Annotated in this window: 14 protein-coding genes; all 14 read left to right on the top strand. The window is 34.8% G+C overall.

The window, feature by feature from the left end; genetic code table 11:
• Positions 1-35: 35 nt before the first annotated feature.
• Positions 36-947 (top strand): PKD domain-containing protein, encoded by a 912-nt coding sequence (locus AC3WRL_RS19175; protein WP_214829094.1) that lies wholly within the window; start codon positions 36-38, stop codon positions 945-947.
• 45 nt (positions 948-992) lie between these two features.
• Positions 993-3392 carry a type VI secretion system protein TssR domain-containing protein gene (gene tssR / locus AC3WRL_RS19170; RefSeq protein ID WP_214829096.1) on the top strand — a complete coding sequence of 800 codons (2400 nt, stop codon included), beginning with the start codon at positions 993-995 and terminating at the stop codon, positions 3390-3392.
• 324 nt (positions 3393-3716) lie between these two features.
• Positions 3717-4121: a type VI secretion system tube protein TssD gene (gene tssD / locus AC3WRL_RS19165; RefSeq protein WP_214829098.1), complete on the top strand. Its 405-nt coding sequence runs from the start codon at positions 3717-3719 to the stop codon at positions 4119-4121.
• Between the two features lie 191 nt (positions 4122-4312).
• Positions 4313-4477 carry a hypothetical protein gene (locus AC3WRL_RS19160; protein WP_214829100.1) on the top strand — a complete coding sequence of 55 codons (165 nt, stop codon included), beginning with the start codon at positions 4313-4315 and terminating at the stop codon, positions 4475-4477.
• Positions 4478-4520: 43 nt separating this feature from the next.
• Complete coding sequence (locus AC3WRL_RS19155; RefSeq protein WP_492331052.1) at positions 4521-7016, top strand: ATP-dependent Clp protease ATP-binding subunit; 2496 nt, start codon at positions 4521-4523, stop codon at positions 7014-7016.
• Between the two features lie 80 nt (positions 7017-7096).
• Positions 7097-7966, top strand: a complete 870-nt coding sequence (locus AC3WRL_RS19150; RefSeq protein WP_214829104.1) for a lytic transglycosylase domain-containing protein — start codon at positions 7097-7099, stop codon at positions 7964-7966.
• A 39-nt stretch (positions 7967-8005) separates the two neighbouring features.
• A complete protein-coding gene (locus AC3WRL_RS19145; protein WP_214829106.1) occupies positions 8006-9943 on the top strand; it encodes a type VI secretion system Vgr family protein in 1938 nt (645 codons plus the stop codon).
• Between the two features lie 2 nt (positions 9944-9945).
• A complete protein-coding gene (locus AC3WRL_RS19140; RefSeq protein ID WP_261513007.1) occupies positions 9946-11625 on the top strand; it encodes a T6SS phospholipase effector Tle1-like catalytic domain-containing protein in 1680 nt (559 codons plus the stop codon).
• Position 11626: 1 nt separating this feature from the next.
• On the top strand, positions 11627-12622 hold the full coding sequence (locus tag AC3WRL_RS19135; protein WP_492331051.1) for a hypothetical protein: 996 nt from the start codon (positions 11627-11629) through the stop codon (positions 12620-12622).
• Between the two features lie 72 nt (positions 12623-12694).
• On the top strand, positions 12695-13690 hold the full coding sequence (locus AC3WRL_RS19130; RefSeq protein ID WP_492331050.1) for a DUF2931 family protein: 996 nt from the start codon (positions 12695-12697) through the stop codon (positions 13688-13690).
• A 63-nt stretch (positions 13691-13753) separates the two neighbouring features.
• Positions 13754-14746 (top strand): DUF2931 family protein, encoded by a 993-nt coding sequence (locus AC3WRL_RS19125; RefSeq protein ID WP_492331049.1) that lies wholly within the window; start codon positions 13754-13756, stop codon positions 14744-14746.
• Positions 14747-14809: 63 nt separating this feature from the next.
• The gene (locus tag AC3WRL_RS19120) at positions 14810-15805 is read left to right on the top strand and encodes a DUF2931 family protein (protein ID WP_492331048.1); all 996 of its coding nucleotides are present in this window, start codon (positions 14810-14812) and stop codon (positions 15803-15805) included.
• Positions 15806-16202: 397 nt separating this feature from the next.
• Positions 16203-16616 (top strand): type VI secretion system tube protein TssD, encoded by a 414-nt coding sequence (gene tssD, locus AC3WRL_RS19115; RefSeq protein WP_214829116.1) that lies wholly within the window; start codon positions 16203-16205, stop codon positions 16614-16616.
• A 253-nt stretch (positions 16617-16869) separates the two neighbouring features.
• Positions 16870-19035 carry a type VI secretion system Vgr family protein gene (locus tag AC3WRL_RS19110; RefSeq protein ID WP_492331047.1) on the top strand — a complete coding sequence of 722 codons (2166 nt, stop codon included), beginning with the start codon at positions 16870-16872 and terminating at the stop codon, positions 19033-19035.
• Positions 19036-19040: the final 5 nt, after the last annotated feature.

Here is a 19040-nt window from a genome sequence, read left to right as displayed (position 1 = left end):
AATTATTATTCACAAATCACATCACAATTATAACTATGAATTATTTTGAAAAGAACAAAAAGAACATTATTATCGGTGTTGTCGCGACATTGCTAATTGCGGCTCTTGTTGCATTATGGCTGCAGAAAAAAATCATTCATTCTGCAGATGATATTGTAGGAAGTGTTTATCCATCTACTTTAAGCGTAGGAGACACACTGGTATTTGAGGATACGACACAATTTGCCAAAAGTAAAAAATGGAACTTTGGAGATGGTCAAACTTCAGAAAAAAGCAGTGGTTTCCATTTTTACAGCAAACCGGGATATTATCCGGTAACGCTTATTATTGATAATAAATACTCCAAATCCTTTCCCGTATTAGTTTCTGCGAGAGCAATTCAGAAAGCAAAAGATACGGCGATGGTTAAAACAACAATAGAAGCTCCATCTCAGGCAATGCAGCATGAGAATGTGCAGTTTAGAGCAATTTCAGATGCAAAGGAGTTTAGCTGGAAATTTGGTGAGACTCAAAATACTGATTCCAGAGATAAACTGGCAATTTATTCTTATAAACAACCGGGTGATTATATCGTTACATTGTACACTAATCAAAGTCTGGAACCTGTTATTCACCATATCAAAATTCTTCCTTATTACGATGAGTTAGAAGATGGAGAAGTAAGTGTAGAAGATGCTTATGCCAAGATCGATGATGACTTTAAAAGACATTTGCAGCAAATTGCAAATGGAAGCAACTTCAATTCACACTATAATTATTTACTTCAGAAATATCTTTGTAATAACGAAAATACAGTAGTGAAAGTAAATGATAGTAAAGCGAACAACTTCTACATGTACTGTGCGGGACTTCAGTTTGACAAGAATACCATTATTCAAACTGTAAAAGTTAATTTTGATGATACACAGAACTGCGTAACCAAAGTTGATATCAACCAAAGTAAATAATTATAACCCTTTATTGGGAACACCAAATCATAAAAGAAAATTAGGATGAGAAATAAATTTCCTCTAGCAGCATATTATATTGGAGTTTCAGTTTTACTTATAAGTTGTCAAGTAAAATTACCATCAAAAAAAACTCCTGAACCGGCACAATACGGGCAAATTGATAATGCCTCAGTAATTAATGGCTATCCGAAAAAGTCAGCTCCTTGGATTGCCATTTCAGATCGATCAAGAAATACGGCGTATCTTGATAAGAATGATGAAAAATCATATAAAGAAGTTAAATTCTTAGAGCCTCTAATGGTTCTAAAACATAGAGATGGAATGGTAAAAGTAGCGGAATATGTTCCTGATGCTTTAATGAAAAAAATCTCATCAAAATCTATTAAAACCTACGGTTGGATTCCCGAATCCGAACTTCTGCTTTGGAACAGCTCACTAAAAGATGAGAAAACGGGTTATCCGGTAAGGGTGGCAGTAGTTCCTAGTAATAGTGATGTAATCAGAAGTGCTGAAAGATACTATAAAAATGATTCCATTATGGTTTTCAATTCTCCTAGTTTAATTGAAAATGCTAATGTGAAAATTCCTAATGGACAGATCGTATATGTCTATAAACAAGCAGAGAATAATAAGAGATTTTTGGTCGGAAAAAGGCCAAATATTGATATTGACAGTATCAGCACAAGTTTATACGGCTGGGTAAGTTCAAACGTGATTTCAGCGTGGGGTGAGCGTTCTGCGGTAAAAATGAAAAATACAACAGAAGTTAAAGAGACTGCTTTAGGATTACACGAAGGCGCTCCTGGTGGGAGTGATGGAATAAACAGAACAGCAGTTCTTTTAACAGATGTTAATAAAAGAACACCGCTTGAAAATATTTACCCTGTTAAACTTGCATTAAAAGATACTCCGACTCCAGATTCGAAGACTAAATATTTCACTAATATTTTAGATTACAGTAAAAATTATGTTTTCAATGTACTTGGTGAGCCTATCTATTTTGATCGTTACCGAGAGATTACCGAGAGAAATAAACGAATAAATATTGTATTTGTATTAGATATCAGCGGACCAAATACTCCGTATGCACCTATTGTGAAGTCTTTATTACAGGATTTACAGCTGAGATTTGAAAAACCTTCTTATTTCAATGCAGTAAAATATGGTGTTGTTCTATATAAAAACAATACATGTGGTGATAATGTAGCTGTATCTAATCTAAGTCAGGATTACAGTAAAATAACAACATTCATAGATCAAAAGTCTAATGAAATGAATTGTCCGACTAATAGTGGATATCAACCAGTTAGTGAAGGTTTAATAGCGGCGGGAGATCTTCTTTCTTCAGTTCCTGATGAGACCAACCTTGTAATTACAGTTGGTACATCTGCTAATCAGAGTGGAAATATGTTTGGTGTGATTAACTCTCTTACGCAAGCGCAGGCAAGGTTGATTATGTTCCAGACAAGTGCCAGATCTTCTGATACCTATAATGATTTTGTATTGCTCGGAGAAAATATTGTTGCGAATACTGCAAAAAATATTGCTGAACTTAAAAAACAAAAGATCATTAACCAGAGTGATGTTTTAACCAAAAATAACTTTAGTCTTATTGAAGGAGACGAAGGTTTCTTCTCTCTGGATTATCCAAAGCAAAGTATGTCACAAGGGTTTGTAATTTTCCCTAAAAAGGGTGATATTGCAGCTCCTGGATATTTGAAAAAATCTGTTGACAGTTTAATTTCTCAGGTAACGCTTGACAATTCAACAATCGACCACTCTCTGAATGAATACTTCCATTCTTCAGTAGGAGCTGGAAAAACAGATGTAGATGCAAAATATAAATACTTATACACGGGACTTACGAATCCTGTTCCTGCAGGAATTGCTGCACAGTTGATCAATTATGGAAGTCCGTTCTTAGTGAAAGGTTATATTCCCAAAGAGTTAAAAGATTATCAGCCTGGCCTTGAAAAAGGTATTTTGATTTCTGAAACGGAATATGATAATCTTAAGTCTTTTTATAAAGAAGTTTATGAGAAAACAGGTGCTGAAAGATTAGATTTTAATCAGTCTAAAGCAGTTAAAGAATATGTTCGACTTCTTAAAAAGTATAATCCAACGACGAGATTTTTAGATAAAGGTGATCTGTATGAACAGCCAATGTCTTATGCTGTGGGATTGACTACAGGTTTTGATAACTCAGATGAAGAGTTAATGTCTAAATACAAACTTAAAGGATGGAAAAAGTCTAAGATTGTTTTAAATGAGACGGTAAGAAAATATTTTCTGAATTATAAAAATTTGTCAGAAAGATTACTGACGCATAGAAATAATCCGGCGGTTAAGATTCAGCAAAATGGACAAACATTCTATTGGCTGAACGAATATTTCATGCCGACGATGCTTCCTGTGGAAGAACCGGAATATACTAAACATTAATCACTCACGATAGGTAAAAGGGCGGAAATTTATTTCCGCCCTTTTTTATGTTTAATTTAAAGGAAATTAGAGGCTTATATTTCGTAATTTGACTTAAAATGTTTCCTGGTATTAAAAATTTTTAAGATGCTTTAAACTATTCATATGAGGCATATTCGAATATTTTGACAGGTATTTTATCATATAATTAAAACATTGAATCGTAGAACTACTACAAAAAATAAAAATTGCATTTAAAAGCTTTTAAGAAAGGAATAAGGATGTTATCTTTGTTTCACAATCACTGAGTCACAAAATACTATTAACGATAAAAAATTTACAATAATGGCAGCAAATTCAAGAGGAATTTTAAAATTCAACGGAGGCGAAGGTCAAAAGTTATTAAAACTTAACTACAGTGTTTCCAGATCTACAGATGTATCAGGAAGAGTAGCATCCGATCCCTCAAACGCACTTATCAAAATTACAGTAGAAGCTACGGATAAATCTGATATCCTTGAAAGCTTGCTAAATGGGAAATATAAACCAACAACAGGAGAAGTTACATTTAATAAGTCTCACGAAGAAGGAACTCTGATTACTTTAAAGTGGGAGAATGGATATGTAATTCAGCATGAAGTAGATTTTGATGCAGTAGACGAAAACAGCATGTTGATCAGCTTTGTAGTAAGTGCAGAGAAGATCGATTATGGTTTGGCTGCTTTCGAAGGTTTATGGCCAATGAGCTAATTAAAAGCGACACATTTAATCCACATTCATAAGAAAAAGACTGTCCATCAAAAGACAGTCTTTTTTGCCTGAGATGATGCATAGTTATGTTCACTATAGTCATAGTAATAGATATAATATTTTTATAAAGTAATACTTTAAACAGATTAAATATTTTTTTTACCTTTAAACTTCACCACAATCACAAAGTTATGTCAACCACACTTGAAAAAATGCACGGTTCATCTTTTAATATTTCACAGAATACAGATGACGTTCTGATGGATTTTCATATAAGTGACGGATATCCGATGCAGTTGCTGCTGGTGAAATTTAAGAGAGATTCTCTTCTAAGAAAGACTATCTTTTTACACTGAAATTATTTACACTAAACAACATATATTAATAAGAAAACTATCAATGGGAGTACTAGTAACCAACGAAACAGTAAAACAGCTTTTTCATATTGCACAATCGATAGCAAGAGAAAATTACAATGCCACTTATGGTGGTCCGCATCTTTTGCAGGCTTTAATGCATAAAGACATCGGACTCAATGAATTCTTGAAAAATATTGATAAAGATCCGGGTTATTTTTATGAATGGGCGGATGTACGTCTTGAAGATTATCCTAAGACAACTCATCTTCCTGACGAAGTGGGACAGGATGAGCATGTGGATCTAATTACAGAGGAAGCAGATGATATAAGGCTGAAACTAGGTTTAGATGAAATTACCCCCATCTGTATACTTACAGCTATCGTGAAACCTCAGGTTGCATTTTCATTACAACAGTTGAAATCTTTGCCATTAAGAGAGCATGAGATATTCAATTTATATAGAAAAGATTCGCCTTTCAGTACATCTGAAAATGGTGAGATTTCTTCACTTTTTTCTAATACATCAGATTTTACAGATTCCTCTTTTCCGTCGATCAAAAATTATTGTGTGGATCGGACAGCACAAGCAAGAAAAGGAACCCTGGAAAATATTATTGGCAGAGATAAAGAATTAAGAATGCTTGTTGAAATTCTTTGCCGTAGAAGTAAACCGAATGTTATTATCATTGGTGAACCGGGAGTTGGCAAAACAGCCTTGGTAGAAGGTTTTGCTACTGAAATTACAAAAGGGAATGTTCCTGAAATGCTTAAAAACGGAACTCTTTTGGAGTTGGATACCGGAGCTTTGCTTGCGGGAACTTCGTATAAAGGCGAAATTGAAGACCGCCTGAAAAAAGTAATCAACGAATGTAAAAAGATAGAAAAAGCTATTTTGTTCATTGATGAAATTCATACCCTTTTAGATCCTAAAGGGAGTATTGGAAATGTTGCCAATCTTCTGAAACCTGAATTGGCAAGAGGCGAGATTACTGTTATCGGTGCCACAACGCAGGAAGAGTATAGAAAAATTATCGAACCGGAACAAGCCTTCAACAGACGTTTTGAAGTGCTTACCGTAAATGAACCTGATGAGAAGACGTGTGTAAAAATGATTGATGTTCTTTTAGATGGATATAAAAAGCATCATAATATTGAAGTTGAAAAAACAGCTATACCTGAATGTGTTCGATTGGCGAAACGATATGCAAAAGGAAAAAAATTACCCGATGCAGCAATTGACTTGTTAGACAGAACAATGGCTGCTATAAAAATGCTTGATGAGCTTTCTGAAAAAGAACTGGAAAGCTGGAAAACAATCTATGAAACAATTTTAAAAGAAGAATATCTGGATAGTAAAGATCAGGCTGACGAGCTGATCTGGAACTATAATTTATTAAGAGATAAGATCAGTCCTATTTTGTGGGGTTCTTTGAGCGAGCAACCTGCTATTGATAATTCAATGCCGGTTGATCAGATCAAAAAGATCATTGATGATACATTTACAGAGCTGCTTGAACATGCTTCAAAGAAAAGAGAGAGAGTAAGTAAGCTTGAGTTGGCAGCAGTGATGGCAGCAAAAACTAATATTCCGATCGGTAAGATCCAGGCTCAGGAAAAAGAAAAACTTCTGAATATGGAATCGCTTTTACTGAATAGAGTGGTAGGTCAGGACCATGCCTTAAAAATACTTTCCGATGCTATTGTTGAGAACCGAAGCGGACTTAACAAACCAGGTCAGCCAATAGGATCTTTCTTTTTACTGGGACCTACAGGAACAGGAAAAACAGAATTGGCAAAATCGATGGCTGAACTTCTTTTTAATGATGAAAAAGCCATGGTTCGTTTTGATATGTCAGAATTTAAAGAAGAACATTCAGCAGCATTATTATATGGAGCTCCTCCGGGATATGTAGGATATGAAGAAGGAGGAATGCTTGTCAATAAGATCAGACAGCAACCTTATACTGTAGTTCTGTTTGATGAGATCGAGAAAGCACATCATTCTGTTTTTGATGTATTTCTTCAGATTATGGATGAAGGAAAAGTACATGATAAACTTGGAAAAGAAGGAGATTTCAGTAATGCTATAATACTATTTACCTCCAATATTGGAAGTGAAGAAATTGTAAAGCAATTTGAAGAAGGAAAGGTTCCCGGATCTTCAGCATTAATGCAGATTATGTCTAATTCAGGGAGATTCAGACCAGAATTTTTAGCAAGGATTACAGAAATTATTCCTTTTGCACCTATTACGGAATCTATTGCCGAACGAATTTTCAATATCCAGCTAAAGTCACTTCATTCTTCATTAACGAGATTGGGAATGACACTTAAAATCAGTGATGAGGCTGTTAAAAACCTTGCCCTTGGAGGATTTAGCAGTAAATATGGTGCAAGACAGATCTCAGGAGTTATTCGTGCCCAATTGGCAAGACCTATTTCAAAAATGATTGTTCGCGAAGAGGTAAAAACAGGGCAGACGATTCATGTAGACTGGGACAGTGAAGAAGACAAATTAACGTGGAACGTAGTATAAGTCTGTAAAAAATAAGGTAAAATTAAAAATGTTTTATTTTTAGTTTTACCTTAAAATATATTTAATTATTAAATATTACAATGAAAATTAATTTCAAACATATTGTAACGGGATTATTATTGGTGGTCTCCACTCATTTTGTTAATGGGCAATTTCTTTCTGCTTCTGATACTTCCGAAAACAGTGTGAAAAGATATAAAAATATCATTAACTCAAACAAAGAGATCGTTGATTTTATAGAGTATTCACTTTCTCAAAAAGGTCTGCCTAAGCATTTAAGAAATCTCGCGTTGATCGAATCAGGGTTTGATAGAAGACAGGTTTCAGGAGCTGGAGCAGTAGGGGTCTGGCAGTTTATGACCGCTCACGCCAATCAGTATGGTCTTTCTGAGCAAAGCCGTACAGATTTATATAGAAGTACAAAAACAGCAGTTGTTTCATTAGCTAAGCTATATAGAAAATACAACAATTGGGTTACAGTAGTAGCTGCTTACAATTGTGGTGAAGGCAATATTTCCAAAGCAATGGCTGCTGCGGGATCTCCACAATATCATATTTTCAGCAAATATCTACCTGGGGAAACGATCAATCATGTTAAGAAATATTTAAATGCTTGCTATGCAACAGGTGAATTACAAAATGTATTGAATGATTACAATAACTCCAGGATGAATATGGTCTTCCAGAATGGGACTGGACAAAATTCGGGAACTGTTTCACTTGCAGAAACGGATATTAATGCTGGATTCGATCTGAGTATTGTGGCTGATGAGCTTGATGTAGATGTTGATAAAATCCTGGCATGGAACCCTGGTATAATGGAGGAACTTCAGCAAAGTGGCGAAAGTATATTCTACCTGCCAATTGATTTAATGCCTGATTTTTTACTAAAGAAAAATAAGATACTTAGCCGCTCTATTAAAGGAGGGAATAAAACAGCTACCCAATGAAAATGCTAAACGATAAAGTTTAATCCAAATGAAGTTAATATGAAATTAGAATCACCAAATATACCACAAACCCCTTCTTTTCGTCCTTCACAAAATGCGGATGGAGTCTCTGATAGTCACCACACAGGCATCAATCGTCTTGTAAAATTATCCCTTGTTATTGAAGGTAATGTAATTAGCTATTATAAGCACTTTAAGCTAAAGCAGAGTGCTCAGCGTCACCATGAGTTTACACTTACTTTAGCTCATGATACATTAGGAAACCGGCAAACCCATACGTTGGAGGAAGCTAATAAATTTTTAGGGAAAAGACTTACTGCTGTTATTTCTTATAAAGACATAGAAAACAGCCCCGAAAGAACTTTCGTAGGGATTATTACCGGAGTAGGGTTCAGTCAGGAAAAAATGAGTTTAGGGAATATTGTTTTAACTGGTTATAGCCCTACGATTCTCTTGGATGGTGCACCTCATGTCCAAAGCTTTGGCGGCGATCAACCTGTTAATATGGGAATTATCGCTGAAGAGGTCATCAAGCAGGGCATCGATAAAAGCCGTTTTGATATTAGAGTAGATACCAATGATTATTCGCAGATTATTTACAGTAGTCAGTATGATGAAACCCATTATAACTATCTGGCGAGAATGGCTGAAGCTTATGGTGAACAGTTTTACTATGATGGCGAAGTGCTCCACTTTGGAAAGCTTCCGGCACAAAACAAACCTATTAAACTTACCTATGGTAGCAATGCGAATGATATTAAGGTAGAGCTGAAGGCTGTTCATACCAAACCTCAGTTTTATGGATATAATAGCAGCAAAAATGAAAAACTTACTTCAGCTGCAACGCCTATCCAACATGTAGGTGATCTGGCAAAAACGGCTTATGCTCATAACGACAAGATCTTTAAAACTCCAGCATTACAGGTTGCTCCTGTAAAAGCTTCAACGCATCTTGATGTAGAATACTCCCAAAAGAGTTATTCTGGAAGTGAGGCTGTAAGTGTTTTTTCACTTTCTGGAAATACAACCGTACCATTTTTACATCCCGGATGTGTTGTGGATGTACAAATGCGTAAGCCCGACACGAATGAAAGTGATTATTTCACAAGAATTATGATTACTGAAACAACCCATGAAATAGATACAATAGGCCATTATCAGGGGAGTTTTGATGGAATTGCCTCAGATACCGGATTTTTACCAAAACCGGATTTTAAAATACCTAAAGCAGAGCCACAGATCGCTACCGTAATCTCAAATACCGATCCTGAAGGTCAAGGTCGTGTACAGGTGAGGTTCGACTGGCAGACTAATGATATCACTCATTTCATCCGTGTTATGACTCCTGATGCTGGAGGAACGGATCAGATCACTCAAAACAGAGGTTATGTAGCCATACCTGAGGTAGGAGATCAGGTGATGATCAACTTTGTACACAGTCATCCGGATAGACCGTTTGTGATGGGCGGGATGTTCCATGGAGGTATTGGTTTAGGTGGTGGTGTAGATAACCGTGTAAAATCTATTCAGACCAGAAGCGGACATCGCATAATTTTCACTGAAGATGAAAGCATCATCATTACGGATAAATCAGGAAACAAGATTCATTTAGATACGACGGGAAGTAATATTACTATTACAGCGCCAGAAACAATGACGTTTAACTGTAAGAATATGAATATTAACGTAGGAGAAAATATGAATACCAATGTTGGAATGAATAAAACAGATACTGTCGTGCTTAACAACACAGAAAGTGTAGGTTCCATGAAATACGTTACTACCGGCGCAGATTTTACAACGAATGTTGTTGGAAAAATGAGCCATTATGTAAAAGGTGATATGGAGGTTTATGGTGAAAAAGAACATAAATTGACAAGCCTAAAAGGAGTTGAAGTTAATAGTGAAGGAAAAGTTGAACATCACGCTGAAAAAGAAGTTCAAAATAATAGTGGTGAGAAATCTAAAAATCACTAACAATGAGTATCGAATATTTTGTAGAGGGTAAAACCACTACGAGAACAGGTGGAAACTATCTGACCTATGCTAAAGAAGGCATAGATCATAATAGTTCTGTATCAGTTGAACAAAAGGGAAATGAAGCAGGAGTGAGCTATAATAAAGCTCAGAAAGTGAATCCTAATGATAAACCTATTAACACAATAGATATTAGTCTGAATCTTTTTTTTGATGGGACACAGAATAATAAAACAAATACCAGTCTTGGGGGAGATTTTAAAGAAGCTAGTAGTGATAAAGATGATAGTTATAATAATGAATTTACTAATGTAGCAAAAGGTTATGATGCCATTGATCCCAGTGCAGATAATCAGGTGTCATGGTATATTGAGGGAATAGGAACTGAGGACAAAGAAAGTGATAGTATACTGAAAGGTGTAGCACAGGGGACTGGAGATACTGGAGTGGTAGCAAAAGTAGCCAAAGGCTGTTTAAAAGGAGCACAGGCTATCGTTGATAAATTAAAAGGCAACATAAAACCAATCAATATTCTTACTGTTAATGTATTTGGATTCAGTAGAGGATCTGCTGCTGCTAGACATTTTGTATATATAGCTAATTCAAAGGCTGCAGCAATATATACTAATTCTAGAACAGTTATACAGGTTTCTCCTCCCGAATATATCAAAAACGGATATTTGATAATCAAAGATAAAGATGGTTCCAAGGATAAATTTATTAATCAGCATGGTTATTTTGGAGCTTGTCTCTTAGCACAAGGATTGGAAGTAAAAGAGATAAAATTCAGATTTGCTGGTTTGTATGATACCGTAGCATCTTTTGGATTAAATCATAGAGGTGGTTTTGGTATTGGTAATGACACGGAGCAGTTAGGATTGGATGCAATTGGTAGCGGTAAAGTGCAATTTGCCTTACAACTTGCTTCTGATGATGAATATAGAGATAATTTTGACCTTACGAATATTAATAGTACAGGATTATATGGCTTGGAATTTACGCTTCCTGGTGTTCATTCGGATATTGGTGGATCCTATGGTATAGGTGACGAAATATCTGTATTATATTGTGATCCTTACGACGCCTATAATAATACTGAAACACATAAAGAGTGTGAAGCATTTAAAAAAATTGTAGTAGAAGAAGGTTGGTATAAAGAGGATCAATTAAAGATTAAATACTTTTACCAAAGTGATGTCAAATACGACAGATGGTGGAATAAAGGTGCGCAGTATTATGGCCTTGTAGGAACAAGAAACCTCTCTAATAGTTACGATAAAATTCCTTTGAATCAGATGTTTCATTATTCGAAAAATAATAAGGTGGTTTATCTGGAAGATGTTATTGAAAAGAATCATAAAATAAATGATGATTTTCTTAAAACAATTTATTCTCAGTTGTCTACATATATGAATGCATGTAATGATGTGCGAAATAAGTATGTAAAAGAATATGATTCAGGTAAAAAACCATCCACCTCTCAGTATATAAAGGATATAAAGGCAATTTCTTATTTAAGTTATATTGATTCCGAAGATTTGAAAGCACTTAGAAATAAGTATTTACATTGGTCTGCAAAGACGAACCAGATCGGACTTGATACTAGACCCAATGATAATGCTCCAAAAGAAAGAGGTGCATTAGAAGCGAAATACCGAAAAAGAAATATACAGGATGGATAAGTTGAAAAAAAATATTTTCTTATTTTTAATACTCATTTTTAGCTTAAGTTATGGACAAAAATTACCAGCTATAGAGGGACAGTATTACTTTGGTGGTAAACAAATTTATCTTTACATTTTTCCAGATAATCGATTTGTTGCTATCGGAGCTTCTACAGTAGTCGTAGGAATAGCATCAATAAAGGATAATTCTATATTCTTTAAAACTGTTCATCCAAAATCAGAATATCGGTTATATGGGAGAAACAGCTCAGGTGAAAACAGATTGATTATTACAAATCGACAAATCGATCAAAACCAGATATATGTTAATGTAAATACTGATGCTGCAAATTTACGTCTCATCACTAAAAATAAGGAAGATGATTGTAATTCTGGAAATTACTTTATTCCTTTTGATAAAGGGGTAAACGACTTAGTAGTGAAAAATGATGCAGATATATTAAACACTTTTAATGTTAATAAAGCATATAATGATCTTTTACTATTTTTTTTAGAGAAAGAGGAAGATCTATCTTCCTTTAATGGAATTATCAAAATAAAAAATGGAGAGGTAATCAGCAATAATTGGGTGCAAAAATCTCCGCTAAAATTAGGAAATACGACAGATATTGAGGAGGAGAAACCTGAAAACATATTGGCGAAGTTTGATAAGATACATTCTGTTTTTAGCCAAAATACAATATATTTGGACCAGGATTACCAAGTGATTTTAGGCAAAGTAAATTTGAATCAGTATTCCTTTAATAAAAGTAAAAATCAATACGAAAGAAAGTCCAGTGTTGTATATGATCAAAAGAATGCTATTATTTATGAGTATGCCAAAATAGATCAGAATAAAGTTACAAGCCAAAAATACATTTATGATCGTCAAGATTCCATTGCTGCGAAGTGCCTGATAGGTTCTAAAGTACTAATGGAGAAAAAAAATAAAACTGAAAGTAATCAATCGAATCCTCCATTGCCTTTAGAGCCTGCTCCATTGAATATAAAGTAATCTGACATGAATAGATTGATTAAAATATTATTTTTTTTTACACTCCTTATCCAAAACATAAGTTGCCAAAAGATGAAAGAAAAAGAAATACCTGAATTTCATGTAGAAATATGTGCGCCGGCTAATCAATACCGTATAGAGTTTGTTGATGATAAGATTACTACTCTTGAGGGAATTCCCGCAAATTTACCATATGGCGGCACATCGGGAGAATGGGGCACATCTGGAAAAGGCTGGACAGAGCAACACGGAACTCCTATAGGGGCAGATATTACTTACTATGCAGGATATGAAGATACTTTTTACCGTCTGAAAGTAGATTTTCCCGAAGATAAAGTAAAAGATTATATGGAAAGAGCCTATGCTCAAAGTGAGGCTTCTTTGTATACAAAAGAACTTGAGGAGTATAAAAATTTAGGGAGAAATGAAAGTTTCGGAAGTGCAGAAAACCCCTACAACAGTTTTTCAACTTTAGTTTTTGGATTTGCACCAAAAGGAATGGTTGTAGTTTGGCTTCGTTTTCGAGCGGTACAAATAGAATTGGGTAGATTTCAGGCGGAAGTGATAAAAAATGATAAAGAGCTGGAAAAGAAACTATTTGCTAATTGGAGTATGACCAGAGATGAAGTTAAAAAAAGAGATCTTAATCCTGAAGCATTACCTTTAACATGGGATCATTATAGAACCCGATATTCTTGGAAGCCTTTAATTACCTCAGATAACAAAGGACTTCGGTTATTTGATATGAACCTTGATTATTACAATGGTGAAACAGAAGTGATGCTTCGTCCATGGATTAATAATATTCCCGTTAAAGAACGTGCTGTTCCTAAAGAATTAAATTTCACCTGGGAAACCGGAAAAGACCAACAATATATTGGGAGGGCATTTTTTAACTGGGAAAAAGCGAATGAAGCATTTAAAAAATCTGGAAACAAAGGAAATTTAGAATTTAAAATAGCCCCTGACAACAGTATTTTTCAAGTGTTCCTAAATGGAGAACCCTTTCCAGTGGATAGTGTAAGGATCTTCAAAACCGAAAGAGAATTTCATGAATCCTATAAATAGTTTTAATTGAAGTTTTTTATATTATATCTAATGCTTTTCTTTCATTTACTCAGTTGCCAGAAAATGAAAGAAGAAAGACTTCCTGAGTTCCATGTTGAAATAAGCAGCCCAAATAATGATTTGATTATAACACCAGTCAAAGATAAAATTCCAACAATAGAAGGAGATTTTGCAACTTTGCCATACGGAAGTTCTTCTGGTTCCTGGGGATCGTCTGGAAAAGGCTGGACAGAACAACATGGAACCCCAATAGGAGCTGATATTATCTATTTTTCAAGATACGAAGACACTTTTTATCATTTGAAAGTGGATTTTCCTGAAGATAAAATCAAAGATTATATGAAGCGTGCCTATGCAGAGGGAGAATCTTCTTTATATAAAAAACCTCTTGAAGAATACAAAGATCTTGGCAGATTTCAGCATTATGGAAGTGCAGAAAATCCATATAGCAGCTTTTCAACCTTAGTTTTTGGTTTCGCCCCGAAAGGGATGGTTGTTGTCTGGTTGCGCTTTGGAATTATCCAGATTGAACTGGGTAAATATCAATCGGAAATTATTAAAGATGATAGAGAATTAGAAAAGAAATTCTTTGCCGATTTATCTGTTAGCAGAGAAGAAATGAAAAAGAAAAGGTTTTTAGAGGTTAGCCCAAAAGAATGGGAAGATTACAGAAATAAATATCCATGGAAACCCGTCATTGCCTCTGAAAATAAGGGTTTGAAAAATTTTGAAATGAACTTAAGATATTACAATGGTGAAACAGAAGTGATGCTTCGTCCATGGATTAATAATATTCCCGTTAAAGAACGTGCTGTTCCTAAAGAATTAAATTTCACCTGGGAAACCGGAAAAGATCAACAATATATCGGGAGGGCATTTTTTAACTGGGAAAAAGCGAATGAAGCATTTAAAAAATCTGGAAACAAAGGAAACTTAGAATTTAAGATAGCCCCTGACAACAGTATTTTTAAAGTATTCCTAAATGGAGAACCTTTTCCAGTGGATAGCGTAAGGATCTTCAAAACCGAAAGAGAGTTTCATGAATCCTATAAGTAGTTTTAATTGAAGTTTTTTATATTATATCTAATGCTTTTCTTTCATTTACTCAGTTGCCAGAAAATGAAAGAAAAGAAGTTGCCAGAATTTCAGGTGGAAATAAGTCACCCTAAAAATGATATGGATGTAAGTCCGGTTGAAGATAAAATAATAACTTTAGAAGGAGTTCCTGCCAGTTTACCTTATGGAAGTACATCTGGGGAATGGGGGACATCTGGAAAAGGTTGGACTGAACAGCACGGAACGCCTATTGGTGCAGATATAACTTATTTCTCGAGATATGAAGATACATTTTACCATTTAAAAGCTGATTTTCCTATTGAAAAAATAAAAGATTATATGCAGCGTGCTTACTCTCAAAGAGAAGCTTCTCTTTATTCTAACCCACTTCAGGAGTATAAAAACTTGGGAAGAGATGAAAAATTTAGCGGTGCAGAGAATCCTTACAATAGTTTTTCAACTTTAGTTTTTGGCTTTGCACCAAAAGGGATGGTGGTAGTGTGGTTAAGATTTAGGGCTGTTCAAATAGAATTGGGTAGATTTCAGGCCGAAAAAGTAAAAGATGATAAAGAACTCGAAAAGAAATTTTTCTCCAAATTATCTGTGACGCGTGAAGAAATGAAAAAGAAAAGGTTTTTAGAGATTAGCTCAAAAGAATGGGATGATTATCGAATAAAGTATTCTTGGAAGCCAGTCATTACCTCTGAAAATAAAAATTTAAGATTGTTCGAAATGAATCTGAGCTATTTTAATGCAGAGGAAGAAGTGATATTGCGTCCCATGGTTGATAATATTCCGATAAAAGAAAGAGCCATTCCAAAAGAATTAAATTTCACATGGGAAACCGGAAAAGATCAACAATATATTGGGAGGGCATTTTTTAACTGGGAAAAAGCGAATGAAGCATTTAAAAAATCTGGAAACAAAGGAAATTTAGAATTTAAGATAGTCCCTGACAATAGTGGATTTCAAGTATATCTTAATGGAGAGTCTTTTCCAGTAGATAGCGTAAGGATCTTCAAAACCGAAAGAGAATTTCATGATTCGTACGAAAAATAATAGTGGAAAAATCAACGATTTTTAAGATTTGATTATTGGGATATCGGGCTGTGAATTTTCATAGCTTTTTTGTTTTTTTATTCTTAAAAATTAAAACAGAATTTTTTACTTAATCATAATGAATGTGAAATTGTCTTAAACTTTTGTTAATATTTCTCTGTTTAGTGTTAAAAAAAATAATTGTGTGATGTGTGTTTTATATATTTAATACATTGTTTTACAGTCGTTTATGAGTTTATTTATTTCTAAAGTAGTAGAATTACTACATCAAATCGTAGAATTACTACAAAAATTCAGATTACCCTTTAAAAACTTTCAGCTTTAAAATTAGGAGTATATATTTGCTACATAATTGAACACCACATCACAAAATATTAACGATTAAAATTTACAAATCATGGCAGCAAATTCAAGAGGAATTTTAAAATTCAACGGAGGCGAAGGTCAAAAACTTTTAAAACTTAACTACAGTGTTTCCAGATCTACAGACGTTTCAGGACGTGTAGCATCAGATCCATCAAACGCACTTATAAAATTAACGATCGAAGCTACAGAGAAATCTGATATCTTAGAAAGTTTATTAAATGGTAAGTATAAGCCAACAACTGGAGAAGTTACATTCAATAAATCTCACGAAGAAGGAACTCTGATTACTTTGAAGTGGGAGAATGGATATGTAATCCAACACGAAGTAGACTTCGATGCTGTTGACGAAAACAGTATGTTGATCAGCTTTATCGTAAGTGCAGAGAAAATCGACTACGGTAATGGTATATACGAAGGAGTATGGCCAGGTGGAAGCGGTAAATAATCCGAATCATCTTAGTAAAAATAAAATTGGTACAGAATAGTTTACTCGTCTAGAGTTGACTATTCTGTTTTTTCGTTTTGAGATACGTTAATCTAATAATTTATCATATATATCTGTTAATTAGATGTTTATGATTTTGCTTTAGATAGAATTGAGAAAATTATCTGAATAATAATCAGATATTTGAATTCGTAACACCAGTTATATAAACCTAAATACTAAGGCTATGTTTAAGGATGATAAATCGTCAAAAATGCCAGCTCCAAAAAATATAAAGAGCCCAATTGAACAATTAGGAGATACAACCAAAACACAAGCGATACAAAAAGCTAGTGAAAAAATACAAGAAAAAACAAGCGGTAAGACTCAAAAAGTAACTCAAAAGCTGGCTCAGGCACAAGCTTATTCAGGTATGGTTCAGAATGGTTCCAACCTTTTTATGAACCAGGTTTTACAACCTAATACTCCTTCAATTGTAGAAGATAAAGTATGGTCGAAACAACCTACCTCTAAAATTCATAATGCTAATGCGATCCCTGAAAATCAGTTAATGGGTATTAATCGGGTTGTAAAACTTGAGATTATAATCGAGGGAAAAATCGTTAAGCATTTCAAACATTTTAAATTACGACAAAGTGCAATAAAGCATCATGAATTTGACCTGATGCTTGCTCACGATACTCTAGGTAATGCTGAAAACCATAATCTGGAAGAAGCACAGAATTTCTTAGGAAAACGAATCACAGTAGTATTCAAATACAAAGATGTTGAGGACGGTCCTGAGAGAAGTTTTGTTGGAGTTATCACTGAAGTCGGTTTTAGTCAGGAGAAAGGAAGTCTCGGAAATATTGTGCTTACAGGATCCAGTCCTACTGTTCTTTTAGATGCAGCTCCACATATTCAAAGTTTTGGAGGAGCTCAGGAAATAAGTTTGAATAGTATTGCCGATCAGGTAATCAGGGAAGGTCTGGGACAAAATAAATTTGATTTCAGAGTCGATTCACAACACGGAAATGTCTCTTATAGCTCCCAATATGAAGAAACCCACTATAATTACCTTGCAAGAATGGCTGAGGCATATGGAGAGCAATTCTATTATGATGGAGAAGTGTTGCATTTCGGAAAGCTTCCACCACAGGAAAAACCTATTAAACTCACTTACGGAAGTAGTGTAAACGACGTAAAGATCAGAATGAAAGCCCAACACGTTAATCCTACTTTTTATGGCTATAACAGCAGTAAAAACGAAAAATTAACAACAGGCAATTCAAAAATAAATCACAGTTCAGATATTGCTAAAAGAGCATATGAAATTTCCGAGAAAACTTTTACGACACCATCACTTCGAGTAGCACCTATTAAAGCTTCTTCGTTTATGGATATTGATGCTTCCCAAAAAGGAACTGCGGGAAGTAAAGCTTCCGATGTTTTCATCACCTCTGGGAATACCACAGTTCCGTTTCTATATCCTGGATGTATTGCAGATATAGAAATGCGTAAAACAGATAGTAATCAGACCTCTTATTTTACGAAATTAATGATCACGGAGGTGAATCATGAAGTTGATGCCAGAGGATATTATACCGGTACTTTTGATGCTATTGCTTCGGATACGGGATTTATTCCGCGTCCGGAATTTGTGGCTCCGAAAGCGGAAGCTCAATTTGCAAAAGTAATTTCAAATACAGATCCCCTGAACCAAGGCCGGGTACAGGTACAATTCGACTGGCAAAACGGATCTACGACTACAGAATTTATCAGAGTGATGACTCCGGATGCTGGGGGCAGTGATAAAGTAAGTAAAAACCGGGGATTTATGGCTATTCCGGAAGTAGGAGATCAGGTAATCGTTAACTTCGTTCATCAGCATCCCGACCGTCCTTTTGTAATGGGCGGAATGTTCCATGGTGGTGTTGGAGGTGGTGGCGGAGCCGGAAATAATATCAAAAGCTTAAGTAGTAGAAGTGGGAATAAACTGGAATTGGATGATGGTGCAGGTTCTGTCTTTTTAACGGACCAAGGAGGAGCTAATATGAAGTTTGATGGAGCTGGAAATGCAACAACAAATGCCAATAATGATAAAACAGTTAAAGTAGGAAATAATAATACAGTAAATACAGGCAGTAAAAATACCATCAACGTTGGAAGTAAAGACGGCGGCGGTTCAAATTCTATGTTTTCTATGGATAAAGCCGGAAACATTTCTCTGGAATGCGATACGAATGTTACCATTAAAACAGGAGCGAGTTCAATTACATTAAAATCTGATGGAACCATTATTCTCAGTGGAAAAATAATTGGAATTGGTGGTGAAGGAATAGGTCTTTCAGCTTCAAAAGGAATTGATGTGTCTTCTCCTGCCAATCATATTGGAGGCGGTCAGACAAAAATAGATGGTGGAGATGCCTTTATTAATTAAATATA

The sequence above is a fragment of the Chryseobacterium sp. FW101-FHT12H09 genome, assembly GCF_058790395.1.
Note: the sequence above shows the minus strand (reverse complement) of the source record. Positions and strands in the feature narration are given on the sequence as shown.

Excerpts from the sequence above, each read along its gene's own strand:
- AC3WRL_RS19175 (WP_214829094.1), top strand. The coding sequence starts at position 36 with ATGAATTATTTTGAAAAGAACAAAAAGAACATTATTATCGGTGTTGTC.
- tssR (WP_214829096.1), top strand. The coding sequence starts at position 993 with ATGAGAAATAAATTTCCTCTAGCAGCATATTATATTGGAGTTTCAGTT.
- tssD (WP_214829098.1), top strand. The coding sequence starts at position 3,717 with ATGGCAGCAAATTCAAGAGGAATTTTAAAATTCAACGGAGGCGAAGGT.
- AC3WRL_RS19160 (WP_214829100.1), top strand. The coding sequence starts at position 4,313 with ATGTCAACCACACTTGAAAAAATGCACGGTTCATCTTTTAATATTTCA.
- AC3WRL_RS19155 (WP_492331052.1), top strand. The coding sequence starts at position 4,521 with ATGGGAGTACTAGTAACCAACGAAACAGTAAAACAGCTTTTTCATATT.
- AC3WRL_RS19150 (WP_214829104.1), top strand. The coding sequence starts at position 7,097 with ATGAAAATTAATTTCAAACATATTGTAACGGGATTATTATTGGTGGTC.
- AC3WRL_RS19145 (WP_214829106.1), top strand. The coding sequence starts at position 8,006 with ATGAAATTAGAATCACCAAATATACCACAAACCCCTTCTTTTCGTCCT.
- AC3WRL_RS19140 (WP_261513007.1), top strand. The coding sequence starts at position 9,946 with ATGAGTATCGAATATTTTGTAGAGGGTAAAACCACTACGAGAACAGGT.
- AC3WRL_RS19130 (WP_492331050.1), top strand. The coding sequence starts at position 12,695 with ATGAAAGAAAAAGAAATACCTGAATTTCATGTAGAAATATGTGCGCCG.
- AC3WRL_RS19125 (WP_492331049.1), top strand. The coding sequence starts at position 13,754 with ATGAAAGAAGAAAGACTTCCTGAGTTCCATGTTGAAATAAGCAGCCCA.
- AC3WRL_RS19120 (WP_492331048.1), top strand. The coding sequence starts at position 14,810 with ATGAAAGAAAAGAAGTTGCCAGAATTTCAGGTGGAAATAAGTCACCCT.
- tssD (WP_214829116.1), top strand. The coding sequence starts at position 16,203 with ATGGCAGCAAATTCAAGAGGAATTTTAAAATTCAACGGAGGCGAAGGT.
- AC3WRL_RS19110 (WP_492331047.1), top strand. The coding sequence starts at position 16,870 with ATGCCAGCTCCAAAAAATATAAAGAGCCCAATTGAACAATTAGGAGAT.